General features: G+C 61.9%; 13 protein-coding genes. 11 read left to right on the top strand and 2 right to left on the bottom strand.

Annotated elements, in window-relative coordinates:
* The first annotated feature begins 69 nt into the window (after positions 1-69).
* The 11 genes from LJX93_RS02085 (at position 70) to LJX93_RS02035 (ending at position 14,097) form a co-directional block, all read left to right on the top strand.
* Entirely contained in the window at positions 70-2,910 is a 2,841-nt protein-coding gene (locus LJX93_RS02085; RefSeq protein ID WP_033703047.1) for an LPS-assembly protein LptD, read from the top strand.
* Positions 2,891-4,210, top strand: coding sequence for a peptidylprolyl isomerase SurA (gene surA, locus LJX93_RS02080; protein ID WP_033703048.1), 1,320 nt, complete (start codon positions 2,891-2,893; stop codon positions 4,208-4,210). Before LJX93_RS02085 ends, surA begins: the two co-directional genes overlap by 20 nt.
* Positions 4,207-5,196, top strand: a complete 990-nt coding sequence (gene pdxA / locus LJX93_RS02075) for a 4-hydroxythreonine-4-phosphate dehydrogenase PdxA (protein ID WP_033703049.1) — start codon at positions 4,207-4,209, stop codon at positions 5,194-5,196. Before surA ends, pdxA begins: the two co-directional genes overlap by 4 nt.
* Entirely contained in the window at positions 5,193-5,993 is an 801-nt protein-coding gene (gene rsmA / locus LJX93_RS02070) for a 16S rRNA (adenine(1518)-N(6)/adenine(1519)-N(6))-dimethyltransferase RsmA (RefSeq protein ID WP_033703051.1), read from the top strand. The genes pdxA and rsmA overlap by 4 nt, the downstream gene beginning before the upstream one ends.
* A 153-nt stretch (positions 5,994-6,146) precedes the next feature.
* Entirely contained in the window at positions 6,147-6,527 is a 381-nt protein-coding gene (gene apaG / locus LJX93_RS02065; RefSeq protein ID WP_033703052.1) for a Co2+/Mg2+ efflux protein ApaG, read from the top strand.
* Positions 6,527-7,393 carry a symmetrical bis(5'-nucleosyl)-tetraphosphatase gene (locus tag LJX93_RS02060; RefSeq protein ID WP_033703053.1) on the top strand — a complete coding sequence of 289 codons (867 nt, stop codon included), beginning with the start codon at positions 6,527-6,529 and terminating at the stop codon, positions 7,391-7,393. The genes apaG and LJX93_RS02060 overlap by 1 nt, the downstream gene beginning before the upstream one ends.
* 14 nt (positions 7,394-7,407) lie before the next feature.
* A complete protein-coding gene (gene glpE, locus LJX93_RS02055; protein WP_047583863.1) occupies positions 7,408-7,737 on the top strand; it encodes a thiosulfate sulfurtransferase GlpE in 330 nt (109 codons plus the stop codon).
* A gap of 283 nt (positions 7,738-8,020) precedes the next feature.
* Positions 8,021-9,943 (top strand): PrkA family serine protein kinase, encoded by a 1,923-nt coding sequence (locus tag LJX93_RS02050; RefSeq protein WP_027594382.1) that lies wholly within the window; start codon positions 8,021-8,023, stop codon positions 9,941-9,943.
* A gap of 141 nt (positions 9,944-10,084) precedes the next feature.
* Positions 10,085-11,353, top strand: coding sequence for a YeaH/YhbH family protein (locus tag LJX93_RS02045; protein ID WP_227696711.1), 1,269 nt, complete (start codon positions 10,085-10,087; stop codon positions 11,351-11,353).
* Complete coding sequence (locus LJX93_RS02040) at positions 11,350-12,918, top strand: SpoVR family protein (RefSeq protein WP_033703057.1); 1,569 nt, start codon at positions 11,350-11,352, stop codon at positions 12,916-12,918. The genes LJX93_RS02045 and LJX93_RS02040 overlap by 4 nt, the downstream gene beginning before the upstream one ends.
* Before the next feature lie 60 nt (positions 12,919-12,978).
* Positions 12,979-14,097: a multifunctional CCA addition/repair protein gene (locus LJX93_RS02035; protein WP_033703058.1), complete on the top strand. Its 1,119-nt coding sequence runs from the start codon at positions 12,979-12,981 to the stop codon at positions 14,095-14,097.
* 56 nt (positions 14,098-14,153) lie between these two features.
* Here the strand turns inward: LJX93_RS02035 and folK are convergent, their stop codons facing one another.
* Together folK and folB are read right to left on the bottom strand one after the other, a co-directional pair.
* Positions 14,154-14,663, bottom strand: coding sequence for a 2-amino-4-hydroxy-6-hydroxymethyldihydropteridine diphosphokinase (gene folK, locus LJX93_RS02030; RefSeq protein ID WP_033703059.1), 510 nt, complete (start codon positions 14,661-14,663; stop codon positions 14,154-14,156).
* Positions 14,654-15,010: a dihydroneopterin aldolase gene (folB, locus tag LJX93_RS02025; RefSeq protein ID WP_033703061.1), complete on the bottom strand. Its 357-nt coding sequence runs from the start codon at positions 15,008-15,010 to the stop codon at positions 14,654-14,656. Before folB ends, folK begins: the two co-directional genes overlap by 10 nt.
* Between the last annotated feature and the right edge of the window lie 34 nt (positions 15,011-15,044).

Below are 15,044 nucleotides of genomic sequence, written 5' to 3'. Positions count from 1 at the left end.
TTCAGACCATCGAGAGGCGTGCGGCCCCACACGCGGGCAGATGGCACGCAGGAAGCCCGGACTAATAAGATGGCATTGAAATCCCCCGCGTTTCGTAGAAAGTTTCCGTTGCTGGTCACCGGCGGTTTGCTGGCCCTGCAACCTCTGGCCACGTCGTACGTCGTGGCAGCCGAACAGTTCGACTGCCAAGTGTCCGCCTCCGGTGGTTGGGACTGCAAGCCCAAGGCGCCTGTCAACAACCTGCCGCCGCGTCCGGTGCACGAGGGTGCTGCCCTCAGTTCCGGTACCGAAGCCCAGGCGGGCGAAGCCGAAACCGCGGACAAGCCGATGCTGGTCACCGAGGCCAAGGGCCGTGGCCTGAAGTCGCGCAGCGAAGACTACAGCCACCTCGACTGGGTCCCGCGTGACAAGCTCACCGCCGCCCAGCTGGCCGAAACCGGCCCGTACTGCGGTGGCGCGTACATCGAGCCGACCCGCCCTGGCATGGCCGACACCACGCCCAAGGACGAGTCGCCGACCTACATCAATGCCAAGGTGTCCAAGTACCAGCAGGAGCAGCAGATCGCTACCCTCGCCGGTAACGTGGTGATGCGCCAGGGCAGCATGCAGGCCGAGGCCGACGAGGCCAACCTCTACCAGACCGAGAACCGTGGCGAGCTCAAGGGCAACGTCAAGATCCGTGACAACGGCTCGCTGGTGGTCGGTGACGAGGCGCAGATCCAGCTCGACACGGGCGAAGCCCAGGTCGACAACGCCGAATACGTGATGCACAAGTCGCACATCCGCGGCAACGCCCTGTACGCCAAACGTGGCGAAAACGCCATCATCCGTCTCAAGGACGGTACGTACACCACCTGCGAACCGGGCAGCAACGCCTGGCAGCTGAAGGGCAACAACATCACCCTGAACCCGGCCACCGGTTTCGGCACGGCGACCAACGTCACCTTGCGGGTCAAGGATTTCCCGGTGTTCTACACACCGTACATCTACTTCCCGATCGACGACCGTCGCCAGTCCGGCTTCCTGCCGCCCTCGTTCAGCAGCAGCAGCGACACCGGCTTCATGCTGGTCACCCCGTACTACTTCAACCTGGCGCCAAACTATGACGCCACGTTGTACCCGCGCTACATGACCAAGCGCGGCCTGCTGATGGAAGGTGAGTTCCGTTACCTGACCCCGTCCAGCGAAGGCCAGTTCGGCGGCGCGTACCTGAACGACAAGAACGACGACCGTAAAGACCAGACTGACTACAAAGAACAGCGCTGGATGGTCAACTGGCAGCACAAGGGTGGCCTGGACGAGCGCCTGATGGCCGAGGTGGACTACACCGACATCAGCGACCCGTTCTACTTCCAGGACCTCGAATCCGACCAGATCGGCGTAGAGACCCAGGACCTGCTCAACCAGCAGGGCGCCCTGACCTACCGTGGCGACAGCTACACCGCGCGGTTGAACGTGCATGCCTACGAGATGGCGACCATCTCGCAGATCACGCCGTATGACCGCCTGCCGCAGATCACCTTCAACGGTAAGCTGCCGTTCGAGCCGGGTGGGCTGAACCTTGCTTATGAGACTGAAGCGGTTCGCTTTGATCGTGACCTGAAAGACGACCTGGTATTCAACAAGGACGGCGTGCCAGACACGACAGCAGGCGTTGTAAGGGACCCGATTACCGGGCAAGTGCTGGGCGGCCGACGGCTTGACCAGAACATTGCCGGTATTGCCCGTGCCAACGGCACACGTCTGAACTTCGCGCCATCGATCAGCCTGCCGATGGAAGCCAGCTACGGCTACCTGACGCCAAAACTGAAGTACGCCTACACCCATTACGACCTCGACCTGGACAGCAAAGGCAAGGCCGACGCTATCAGGCTGCAGGCAGCTGATCCGGTAGCTTATGGCAGCTACAGCGGCACGGTGAACCGTGACGTGCCAATCTTCAGCGTGGACAGCGGGTTGTATTTCGACCGCAACACCTCGATGTTCGGCACAAATTACAAGCAAACCCTCGAACCGCGCCTGTTCTACCTCTACGTCCCGTACAAGGACCAGAAGGACATCCCGCTGTTCGACTCGGGTGAAACGCTGTTCAGCTACGACTCGCTGTTCCGCGACAACCGCTTCAGCGGCACCGACCGCATCGGCGACGAGAACAAACTGTCGCTGGGCGTGACCACGCGCTGGATCGAGGACGATGGCTTCGAGCGGCAGAGCTTCAGCATCGGCCAGGCCTACTACTTCAAGGATCGCAAGGTCCAGTTGCCGGGTATCAACTACAAGACCCGCGCCGACTCGCAGGCCGACGTTTCGCCGTACGCCCTGGTGTACAACTATGCGTTCAACCGCGACTGGCGCTTCAATTCGGACTTCAACTGGGACCCGGACAGCCGCAGCACCCGCTCGGGCAGCGCGATGTTCCACTACCAGCCTGAAGACAACCCGAACAAGGTGGTCAACCTCGGTTATCGCTACCGCAACGACACCATCTCCTACGACTCCCAGACCGGTACCTGGAAAGTGGGCGGCGGCGACTACGGTGTGCCAGGCAGCGAGAACTACATCAAGGACTACTACAAGATCCAGCAGCATGACTTCTCGGTCATCTGGCCGATCGTTCCGCAGTGGAGCGTCATCGCTCGCTGGCAGCATGACTACAACCGCAACCGCACCCTGGAAGCCATGGGCGGTTTCGAGTATGACAACTGCTGCTGGAAGCTGCGCCTGATCAACCGTTACTGGATCGACTACGACGACTTCAGCCAAGCCCTTCCAGCGAACGAAAAAGGCGACCACGGTATCTTCCTGCAGATCGTGCTGAAAGGCCTCGGTGGTGTAGTGGGCAACAAGGTCGAATCTTTCCTCGACGAAGGCATTCAAGGTTACCGTACACGTGAAGACCAAGCTTATTGATCGTCTGCGCCCAGTGTTGCTGGGCGCCGCTTTGCTGAGTGGCGCGGTGCATGCCGCGGTACAACCCCTGGACCGCGTGGTGGCCATCGTCGACAACGACGTGGTCATGCAGAGCCAACTGGACCAGCGCGTCCATGAAGTTCAGCAAACCATCGCCAAACGTGGCGCCGGCGCGCCACCGACCAGCGCCCTCGAACAACAGGTGCTTGAGCGCCTGATCGTCGAAAACCTGCAACTGCAGATCGGCGAGCGTTCCGGCATCCGCATCACCGATGAGGAGCTGAACCAGGCCATCGGCACCATTGCCCAGCGCAACGGCATGTCGCTGGACCAGTTCCGCGCGGCCCTGGCCCATGACGGTCTGTCGTTCGACGACGCTCGCGAGCAGGTCAAGCGCGAGATGATCATCAGCCGCGTGCGCCAGCGCCGTGTGGCCGAGCGCATCCAGGTTTCCGAGCAGGAAGTGAAAAACTTCCTCAACTCGGACCTGGGCAAGATGCAGCTCTCGGAAGAGTATCGCCTGGCCAACATCCTTATCCCGACCCCGGAAAGCGCCAACTCCGACGCCATCCAGGCGGCTGCCCGGCAGGCCGGCGATGTCTACCAGCAGCTCAAGCAAGGCGCGGACTTCGGCCAGCTGGCCATCGCCCGCTCTGCCAGCGAGAACGCCCTGGAAGGCGGCGAGATGGGCTGGCGTAAAGCCGGCCAGCTGCCACCTGACTTCGCCAAGATGCTCAGCAACATGGCCACTGGCGATGTCACCCAGCCAATCCGTATCCCCAACGGCTTCATCATCCTCAAACTGGAAGAGAAGCGTGGTGGCAGCGAGAACGTGCTGCGTGACGAAGTGCATGTACGCCACATCCTGATCAAGCCGAGCGAAATCCGCAGCGACGCAGCCACCGAGCAATTGGCCGAACGCCTGTACGACCGCATCAAGAACGGCGAAGACTTCGGCGAGCTGGCGAAGAGCTTCTCGGAAGACCCGGGTTCGGCGCTTAACGGCGGCGACCTCAACTGGGTCGACCCGAACAGCCTGGTGCCCGAGTTCCGTGAGCAGATGGCCAACGCAGCCCAAGGCGAAGTCACCAAACCGTTCAAGACCCAGTACGGCTGGCACGTCCTGGAAGTGCTGGGCCGCCGCGCCACCGACAGTACCGAACAGGCGCGTGAACAGCAGGCATTGAACGTGCTGCGCAACCGCAAGTACGACGAAGAGCTGCAGACCTGGCTGCGCCAGATCCGCGACGAGGCCTACGTTGAAATCAAGCTGCCTGGCGCCGACCAGGCTGCACAGTGAAGCCCCTGCGCTTCGCCGTCACCCCCGGTGAACCAGCCGGCATAGGTCCCGACCTGTGCCTGCTGCTCGCCGCAGACGCCCAGCCCCACCCCCTGATTGCCATCACCAGCCGTGACCTGCTCGCCGAGCGGGCCACGCAGCTGGGGCTGGCCGTCAACCTGCTGCCCGTAGCGCCGGACCACTGGCCCGACCAGCCAGCGCCTGCGGGCAGCTTGTATGTCTGGGATACACCCCTGGCCACCGCCGTGACGGCAGGCCAGCTGGACAAGGCCAATGCCGCCTTCGTCCTGCAAACCCTGACCCGCGCAGGCACTGGCTGCCTGGACGGGCATTTCGCCGGGATGATCACCGCCCCTGTGCACAAGGGCGTGATCAACGAGAGCGGCATTGCCTTTTCCGGGCATACCGAGTTCCTCGCCGAGCTGACCCACACCGCGCAAGTGGTGATGATGCTCGCGACCCGCGGCCTGCGCGTGGCCCTGGTGACCACTCACCTGCCGCTGCGCGAGATTGCCGACGCGATCACCGCTGAACGCGTCGAGCGTGTCACCCGCATTTTGCACGCCGATATGCGCGACAAGTTCGGCATTGCCAACCCTCGCATCCTGGTCTGCGGCCTCAACCCGCACGCCGGAGAAGGCGGCCATCTGGGCCGCGAAGAAATCGACATCATCGAACCGACACTGGCCCGCCTGCGCACCGAAGGCATGGACCTGCGCGGACCGCTGCCGGCCGATACCCTGTTTACCCCCAAATATCTGGAGCACTGCGACGCAGTGCTGGCGATGTACCACGACCAGGGCCTGCCCGTACTCAAGTACAAAGGCTTCGGCGCCGCCGTCAATGTGACGCTGGGCCTGCCGATCATCCGCACGTCGGTCGACCACGGCACCGCCCTGGACCTGGCCGGCACCGGCAAGGTTGATACCGGCAGCCTGCGGGTTGCCCTGGAAACCGCCTACCAGATGGCCGAGAACCGACCATGAACGAGCAATACCAACACCGGGCGCGCAAGCGCTTCGGTCAGAACTTCCTGCACGACGCCGGCATCATCGACCGCATCCTGCGCGCCATCCACGCCAAGGCGGGTGAACACCTGCTGGAAATCGGCCCAGGCCAGGGCGCCCTCACCGAGGGCCTGCTGGGCAGCGGTGCACAGCTGGACGTGGTGGAACTGGACAAGGACCTGGTGCCGATCCTGCAGCACAAGTTCGCCGGCCGTGACAACTTCCGCCTGCACCAGGGCGACGCCCTGAAGTTCGACTTCAACCAGCTCGGCGTGCCACCGCGCAGCCTCAAGGTGGTCGGCAACCTGCCCTACAACATTTCCACCCCGCTGATCTTCCACCTGCTCAGCCACGCCGGGCTGATCCGCGACATGCACTTCATGCTGCAGAAGGAAGTGGTCGAGCGCATGGCCGCAGGCCCGGGTGGCGGTGACTGGGGCCGCCTGTCGATCATGGTGCAGTACCACTGCCGGGTCGAACACCTGTTCAACGTCGGCCCTGGCGCGTTCAACCCGCCGCCAAAGGTGGACTCGGCCATCGTGCGCCTGGTGCCACACGAAGTGCTGCCGTTCCCAGCCAAGGACCACCTGCTGCTGGAGCGGGTCGTTCGCGAAGCCTTCAACCAGCGTCGCAAGACACTGCGCAACACCCTCAAAGGCCTGCTCGACAGCCAGGCGATCGAAGCCGCTGGCGTTGATGGCAGCCTGAGGCCTGAGCAGCTGGACCTGGCGGCCTTCGTGCGCCTGGCAGACCAGTTGGCTGACCAACAAGCCTGATAGCGCCTGCACCGGCCTCTTCGCGGTTCACCCGTGAAGAGGCCGGCACCACCCCCCCCCTGCTGACATGCCTGCCCGCGACCACACCGCTGGCCCTCCCCCCCGCCAATGGCCTAGACTGCATTATTGCGTCAGTTCGCCCAAGGCCTTTGCATGTCCGATCCCCGCTATCAGATCGACGTCAGCGTCGTGACCCGCTACCTCAAAGAACAATCCGACCCCGAAAACAGTCGTTTCGCTTTCGCCTACACCATTACCGTGCAGAACAACGGCTCGGTCACGGCCAAGTTGCTGTCCCGACACTGGCTGATCACCAACGGTGATGGCGAAGTAGAGGAAGTGCGCGGCGCCGGCGTGGTCGGCCAGCAACCGAACATCGACCCGGGCCAGAGCCATACCTACAGCAGTGGCGCGGTCATCAGCACCCGCGTCGGCACCATGCAGGGCAGCTACCAGATGTTCGCCGAAGACGGTAAACGCTTCGATGCCCAGATCGCGCCCTTCCGCCTGGCGGTACCCGGAGCCCTGCACTGATGGCGACCTACGCCGTCGGTGACCTGCAAGGCTGCCTGCAACCGCTCAAATGCCTGCTCGAACGCGTGCGCTTCAACCCCGCCATCGACCGCCTCTGGTTGGTCGGTGACCTGGTCAACCGCGGCCCCGAGTCGCTGGAAACCCTGCGCTTCCTTTACTCGATCCGTGACTCGCTGGTGTGCGTGCTGGGCAACCATGACCTGCACCTGCTGGCCGCCTGGCACAACGTCGAACGCCTGAAAAAGAGCGACACCCTGGGCGCTATCCTCGAAGCGCCAGACGCCGACCTGCTGTTCGACTGGCTGCGCCGGCAAAAACTGCTGCATTACGACGAGCCCCGCGGTATCGCCATGGTACATGCTGGCATACCGCCACAGTGGACCCTGGGCCGAGCCCTTGAGCTTGCCGCCGAAGTCGAGGAAGTGCTGCGGGACGACGGGCGCCTCAAGCTCTACCTCGATGGCATGTACGGCAACGAGCCGAACAAGTGGAGCAAGAACCTCACAGGTATCGAGCGCCTGCGGGTGATCACCAACTACCTCACGCGCATGCGCTTCTGCACCCCCGAGGGCAAGCTCGACCTCAAGAGCAAGGAAGGCTTGGGCGCAGCCCCCAAAGGCTACAAGCCCTGGTTTGCGCACAAGGACCGCCGCTCGCGGCATGTGAAGATCATCTTCGGCCACTGGGCCGCCCTTGAAGGGCGCGTCGACGAGCCCGGCATCATCGCCCTGGACACCGGTTGCGTGTGGGGCGGTGCCATGACCCTCTATAACGTCGACAGCGGTGAATACCATCGCTGCGACTGCGCCGACGACGGCACCGTACGCACGCCGGCACAACCCACTAGACTCAACGATCAGCCCTGAAGGAAACCGTACCCATGAGCGAATTCAAGCGCATCCCTCCCGAGCAGGCCCTGGCCCTGCGCGCGCAAGGTGCGGTAGTGGTCGATATTCGCGACCCACAGGCTTTTGCCGCCGGCCACATCAGCGGCGCCACCCACCTGGATAACCATTCGGTCGCCGACTTCATCCGCAATGCCGACCTCGATGCACCGACCCTGGTGGTCTGCTACCACGGCAATTCCAGCCAGAGCGCCGCCGCCTACCTGGCCGGCCAGGGCTTCTCGGAGGTGTACAGCGTCGATGGCGGCTTTGAGCTGTGGCGCGCCACCTACCCGGGCGAGACTGCCCAAGGTGCTGCTGAATAATTTTTTCATTTTTACTGCAGCCCGCGCCCTATGCGGGCTTGCGGCTCACCTGACGAACGGTCGCGAGCAACTTCTCGGCCTCGCGCCCTTGACCTTGCGTATTACCAACTATCCTTAAGCCCAGGCCATCCAAAAAAGGGGAGAGCCGGTACACCGGCGTGCGGGTCATCGGTAGCGTTTCAAGGGTGTTCTGGGGGGTATACAGCAATCGGCGAACCCGGTTGCATGCCAGCATCAGCTGACTGATCCGGCGTCGTCTCCACGTATCGAGCGAGGTGACGTCATGAGCATTTTTAGCCACTTCCAACAACGTTTCGAGTCCACCCGCCAGGAAGAACTTTCGCTGCAGGAGTACCTCGAGCTGTGCAAGCAGGATCGCAGCGCCTACGCTTCGGCGGCAGAACGGCTGTTGCTGGCCATCGGCGAACCGGAGCTTGTCGACACCTCCAACAATTCCAGGCTTTCACGGATCTTCTCGAACAAGGTCATTCGGCGCTATCCGGCCTTTGAAGACTTCCATGGCATGGAAGAATGCATCGACCAGATCGTTTCGTACTTCCGCCACGCGGCGCAGGGCCTGGAAGAGAAGAAGCAAATCCTCTACCTGCTGGGCCCGGTAGGCGGCGGCAAGTCGTCGCTGGCCGAGAAGCTCAAGCAGCTGATGGAGAAAGTGCCCTTCTACGCCATCAAGGGCTCGCCTGTATTCGAATCACCACTGGGTTTGTTCAACGCCACCGAAGATGGGGCCATTCTCGAGGAAGAGTTTGGGATCCCACGGCGCTACCTGAACACCATCATGTCGCCCTGGGCCACCAAGCGCCTGCAGGAGTTCGGCGGCGATATCTCCAAGTTCAAGGTGGTCAAACTCTACCCCTCGATCCTTAACCAGATCGCCATCGCCAAGACCGAACCCGGCGATGAGAACAACCAGGACATTTCTGCCCTGGTGGGCAAGGTGGACATCCGCAAACTCGAGGAATACCCACAGAACGACGCCGACGCCTACAGCTATTCGGGTGCGCTGTGCCGGGCCAACCAGGGCCTGATGGAATTCGTCGAGATGTTCAAGGCGCCGATCAAGGTCCTGCACCCCCTGCTGACGGCGACCCAGGAAGGAAACTACAACAGTACCGAGGGGCTGGGGGCGATCCCCTACACCGGCATCCTGCTGGCCCACTCCAACGAATCGGAGTGGCACACCTTCCGCAACAACAAAAACAACGAAGCGTTCATCGACCGGATCTACATCGTCAAGGTGCCCTACTGCCTGCGCGTCAGTGACGAAATCAAGATCTACGACAAACTGCTGGTCAACAGCTCGCTGGCCAAGGCCCATTGCGCGCCCGACACCCTCAAGATGCTGGCCCAGTTCACCGTGCTCTCGCGCCTCAAGGAGCCCGAAAACTCCAACATCTATTCGAAGATGCGTGTCTACGACGGTGAAAACCTCAAGGACACCGATCCTAAGGCCAAGTCGATCCAGGAATACCGGGACTCGGCAGGCGTCGACGAGGGCATGAACGGCCTGTCGACCCGCTTCGCCTTCAAGATCCTGTCCAAGGTCTTCAACTTCGACCCGCACGAGATCGCAGCCAACCCGGTTCACCTGCTGTATGTGCTCGAACAGCAGATCGAACAGGAACAGTTCCCGGCCGAAGTGCGCGAACGCTACCTGCGCTACCTGAAGGAATACCTGGCACCGCGCTACATCGAGTTCATCGGCAAGGAAATCCAGACCGCCTACCTCGAGTCTTACAGCGAGTACGGCCAGAACATCTTCGACCGCTATGTGCTGTACGCCGACTTCTGGATTCAGGACCAGGAATACCGCGACCCGGAAACCGGCGAGATCCTCAACCGTATTGCCCTCAACGAAGAACTGGAGAAGATCGAGAAGCCTGCCGGCATCAGCAACCCGAAAGACTTCCGCAACGAGATCGTCAACTTCGTACTGCGCGCACGCGCCAACAACAACGGCAAGAACCCGAGCTGGCTGAGCTATGAAAAACTGCGGGTGGTGATCGAGAAGAAAATGTTCTCCAACACCGAAGACCTGCTGCCGGTCATCAGCTTCAATGCCAAGGCCAGCAAGGAAGACCAGAAGAAACACAACGACTTCGTCACCCGGATGGTGGAGCGTGGTTACACCGACAAGCAGGTGCGCTTGCTGTCGGAATGGTACCTGCGGGTCAGGAAATCGCAATAAAGCGGCAAGCTTCTAGCCGCAAGCTGCAAGCTGCCCGGCGTCGGCGCTTCTGTCTACGCCACAGCTTGCAGCCGCGGTGGCTGCTCTTTCTTGCAGCTTGAAGCTCGTGGCTTGCAGCTGCATCCAGTCACCGGAGGGACCATGAGCTACGTAATCGACCGACGCCTGAACGGCAAGAACAAGAGCACGGTCAACCGCCAGCGTTTTCTGCGGCGCTACCGTGAGCACATCAAAAAGGCCGTCGAAGAGGCCGTGAGCCGCCGCTCCATCATGGACATGGAGCATGGCGAGCAGATCAGCATTCCGGGACGGGACATCGATGAACCAGTGTTGCACCACGGTCGTGGCGGCAAGCAGACCATCGTGCACCCTGGCAACAAGGAATTCACCGCCGGCGAACACATCCCCAGGCCCCAGGGTGGTGGCGGCGGTGGCCGTGGCAAGGCCGGCAACTCTGGCGAGGGCATGGATGAGTTCGTCTTCCAGATCACCCAGGAAGAGTTTCTCGAATTCATGTTCGAAGACCTCGAACTGCCCAACCTCGTCAAACGCCACCTGACCGGTGCCGACACCTTCAAGACTGTACGTGCCGGTATTGCCAACGAAGGCAACCCATCACGCATCAACATCGTTCGCACCCTGCGTTCGGCCCATGCCCGGCGTATTGCCCTGACCGGCAGCAGCCGTGCCTTGTTGCGCGAAGCGCAGAAAGAACTCGACCGCCTGAAGGTCGAGGAACCTGACAACTTCACCGACATCCAGGAAGTCGAGCAAGAAATCGAACGGCTCAAGGCACGCATCAACCGCCTGCCCTTCCTCGACACCTTCGACCTCAAGTACAACCTGCTGGTCAAGCAGCCCAACCCCAGTTCGAAAGCGGTGATGTTCTGCCTGATGGACGTTTCCGGCTCCATGACCCAGGCCACCAAGGACATCGCCAAGCGCTTCTTCATCCTCCTGTACCTGTTCCTCAAGCGTAATTACGACCGCATCGAAGTGGTCTTCATCCGCCATCACACCAGTGCGCGGGAAGTGGACGAGGAAGAGTTCTTCTATTCGCGGGAGACCGGCGGCACCATCGTCTCCAGCGCGCTCAAGCTGATGCAGGAAATCATGGCCGAGCGCTACCCGGCCAGTGACTGGAACATCTATGCCGCCCAGGCCTCCGACGGCGACAACTGGAACGACGACTCGCCGATCTGCCGCGAGATCCTCTCCAAGCAGATCATGCCGCACGTGCAGTACTACACTTACGTCGAGATCACCCCCCGTGAGCATCAGGCGCTGTGGTACGAGTACGAGCGAATCGGCGAAGGCTTCCCCGACACGTTCGCCCAGCAGCAGTTGGTATCGGCCGGCGACATCTACCCGGTCTTCCGTGAACTCTTCCAGCGCAGGTTAGCCACATGACCGCCAGAGCTCAGAAACGCCAACCTATTTCCACCGGGTCCGAATGGACGTTCGACCTGATCCAGACCTACGACCGGGAAATCAGCCGCCTGGCCGAGCGTTACGCCCTGGACACCTATCCCAACCAGATCGAAGTGATTACCGCCGAACAGATGATGGATGCCTACGCCTCGGTAGGCATGCCGCTGGGCTACCACCACTGGTCCTATGGCAAGCAGTTCCTCAGTACCGAAAAGTCCTACAGTAGGGGCCAGATGGGCCTGGCGTACGAGATCGTGATCAACTCCGACCCGTGCATCGCCTACCTGATGGAAGAAAACACCATGTGCATGCAGGCACTGGTAATCGCCCATGCCTGCTATGGCCACAACAGCTTTTTCAAGGGCAACTACCTGTTCCGCACCTGGACCGATGCCAGTTCGATCATCGACTACCTGGTGTTTGCCAAGCAGTACATCGCCCAGTGTGAAGAGCGCCACGGCATCGATGCCGTCGAAGACCTCATCGACTCCTGCCACGCGCTGATGAATTACGGTGTCGACCGCTACAAGCGCCCCTACCCCATTTCTGCCGAGGAGGAGCGGCGCCGGCAGAAGGAGCGTGAAGAGCACCTGCAACGGCAGATCAACGACCTGTGGCGCACCATCCCCAAGGGCGCGGAGAAGGGTGGTGAGCGTGATGATGCGCGCTTCCCCGCCGAACCTCAGGAAAACATCCTGTACTTCATCGAAAAACACGCCCCCCTGCTCGAACCCTGGCAGCGCGAAGTGGTGCGCATCGTGCGCAAGATAGCGCAGTACTTCTATCCGCAGCGCCAGACCCAGGTGATGAACGAAGGGTGGGCCACCTTCTGGCACTACACGCTGATGAACGACCTGTACGACGAGGGCCTGGTCACCGACGGTTTCATCATGGAGTTCCTGCAGTCGCACACCAGCGTGGTGTTCCAGCCAGGTTTCGACAGCCCGTACTACAACGGCATTAACCCCTATGCGCTTGGCTTTGCGATGTACACCGACATCCGCCGCATCTGCGAAAACCCAACCGAAGAAGATCGCCACTGGTTCCCCGACATTGCCGGCAGCGACTGGCTCTCGACCATCAAGTTCGCCATGAGCAGCTTCAAGGACGAGAGCTTCATCCTGCAGTACCTGTCGCCCAAGGTGATCCGCGACCTCAAGCTGTTCAGCATTCTTGACGACGACCAGCGTGATGACCTGCTGGTACCCGCTATCCATGACGAGGCAGGGTACCGGTTCATTCGCGAACAACTGGCGGCCCAATACAACCTGGGCAACCGTGAACCCAACGTACAGATCTGGAGCATCGACCGCCGCGGCGACCGCTCGCTGACCCTGCGCCACCAACAACACAACCGCAAACCGCTGGGCGACTCGACCGAGGAAGTGCTCAAGCACCTGCACCGCCTGTGGGGCTTCGACATTCACCTGGAGACCGTACAAGGCGACCAGGTCATGAAGACCCATCACATGCCTCCGCGCGGCGAGCATGGCGAAAGCGCCGACTATGGCCGCATGGACCTGGCCGTCATCCACCACCTCTAGCCGCGACGCCCCCGCATAACTGCCAACAGGTTATCCTGTGGGCAGTTATGGAGGCTGTACATGCACATCTACAAAGTTGGCGGCGCCGTGCGCGACCGCTTGCTCGGGCGCCCCGTCAGCGACATCGACTGGCTGGTGGTTGGCGCCACCGTCGAACAGATGCAGGCCCTGGGCTACCGCCCGGTAGGCGCTGATTTCCCGGTGTTCATCCACCCCCGAAGCGGTGAGGAATACGCCCTGGCGCGCACCGAGCGCAAAAGTGGCCGTGGCTATGGCGGGTTTACCTTCCATGCCAGCCCCGACGTCACCCTCGAAGAAGACCTGATCCGCCGCGACCTGACCATCAATGCGATGGCGGAGGACGACGACGGCACGCTTTACGACCCCTATCACGGCAAAGAGGACCTCGAAAGGCGCCTTTTACGCCACGTGTCCCCCGCGTTCGCCGAAGACCCCCTGCGGGTACTCAGGGTTGCCCGCTTTGCCGCACGCTACGCGCCACTGGGCTTCAAGGTGGCTGACGAAACCCTGGCGCTGATGCGTCAGATCAGTGCCTCTGGCGAACTGCAGGCGCTCACCGCCGAACGCAGCTGGAAAGAGATCGAGCGCGCGCTGATGGAGCCGCAACCCCAGGTGTTCTTCGAGGTCTTGCGCGCTTGCGATGCCTTGCAGGCACTGTTGCCAGAGCTTGAGGATAGCCCCCACGCCTTGGCGGGCCTGGAGCAGGCCGCGCAGCATGATCAACCACTGCATGTGCGCTGGGCTTGCCTGCTGCGCGAGCTGCAGCCAGCAACGATCAAGGCGGTCAGCCAGCGCTTCAAGGCGCCGCGAGACTGCCAGGAGCTGGCCATACTGGTGGGTGAGTGCCTGTCTCAATGCAACCAGGCCCTTGAGTTGCCGTCCACGGCATTGCTGGAGCTGTTGCAGAAGTTCGATGTGTATCGGCGGCCACAGCGCTTCGACGACTTCATCAGCGCCTGCGAGATGGATGCGCGCGCGCGCCAGGGCAGTCTGGCTTATCCACAGGCTGACTACCTGCGAGGGGCAGCAGCTGCGGCAAGGGCTGTGGATGTGAAGCCGCTGGTGCAGGCTGGGCTGACCGGGCAGGCGTTGGGCGAGTCGCTTAAAGGTGAGCGATTAAAGGCGCTGACGGCCTACAAAAGCGCTGCAGAAGGCTGATTTCACGATTGCCGGGCACCGCGAAGAGGCCCGGCAAGGCACCGAAAGGGCAAGGCTCAGGCCGGCGTCAGCTGCAACCCTCGCCACTCGAAGGCGACCGGGGCCAGCACCTGATCAATCCGCGCCTCCTGCCACACCTGCGCCATGGGCTTGCCCACCCCAGGGTGCACCAGCTCGGGCGCCAAGAGCGACAATGGCCACAACACGAACGCGTTTTTCAGAATCTCGGCCCGCGGCAGCACCAACCCATCGAACGTGCCGTGCAGGTCGTCATACATCAACACGTCGATATCCAGCGGCAGCCCTTTGCGCTCGGGCGCGTAGCGGCCGTTGTCGGCTTCGATGAACTTGAGCCGGCGGTCCAGCTCCATCAGTGGCAGATCGGTCTTGCCGGTCACCACGAAGTTGATGAACGGGCCACTCTTGATACCCACCGCCTGGCTCTCGAACGCCGGCGAACAACGCATGTCGGTGAGGATGCCCGCCAAGGCATCAAGCCCCGCGCACAGGTGCGCCTCGCGGTCGATGTTGCTGCCCAGGCCCAGATAAACCGTGTTCAGAGACATCCGCGCTCGATCTCCACGCCAACACCGCCACGGGCAGCGGGGACCGCGCCTGGCTTGGTCAGTTTCAGCCGCACCCACGGGATCTGGAATTCTTCCATCAGCACCGCGACCAGGCGCTCGGCGAAGGTTTCCACCAGTTCGAAGCGCGCCTGCTCGGAAAATGCCTGGATACGCGCCGAAACACTGGCGTAGTCCAGCGCCAGGCTGAGATCGTCGCCGGCCGCTGCCGGGCGGTTATCCCAGGCGAAACTCAGGTCCAGGCGCAAGCACTGGCGAATATCCCGCTCCCAGTCATAGGCACCGATGACGGTATCGACTTCCAGGCCTTCGATGAACACTCTGTCCAAGCACTTCTCTCCACAGCACGACAAGGGCGACTGG

It is taken from the genome of Pseudomonas sp. HN2-3, from assembly GCF_020691745.1.
GTDB lineage: Bacteria > Pseudomonadota > Gammaproteobacteria > Pseudomonadales > Pseudomonadaceae > Aquipseudomonas > Aquipseudomonas capeferrum.
This window is presented reverse-complemented; position numbering and strand designations above follow the sequence as displayed.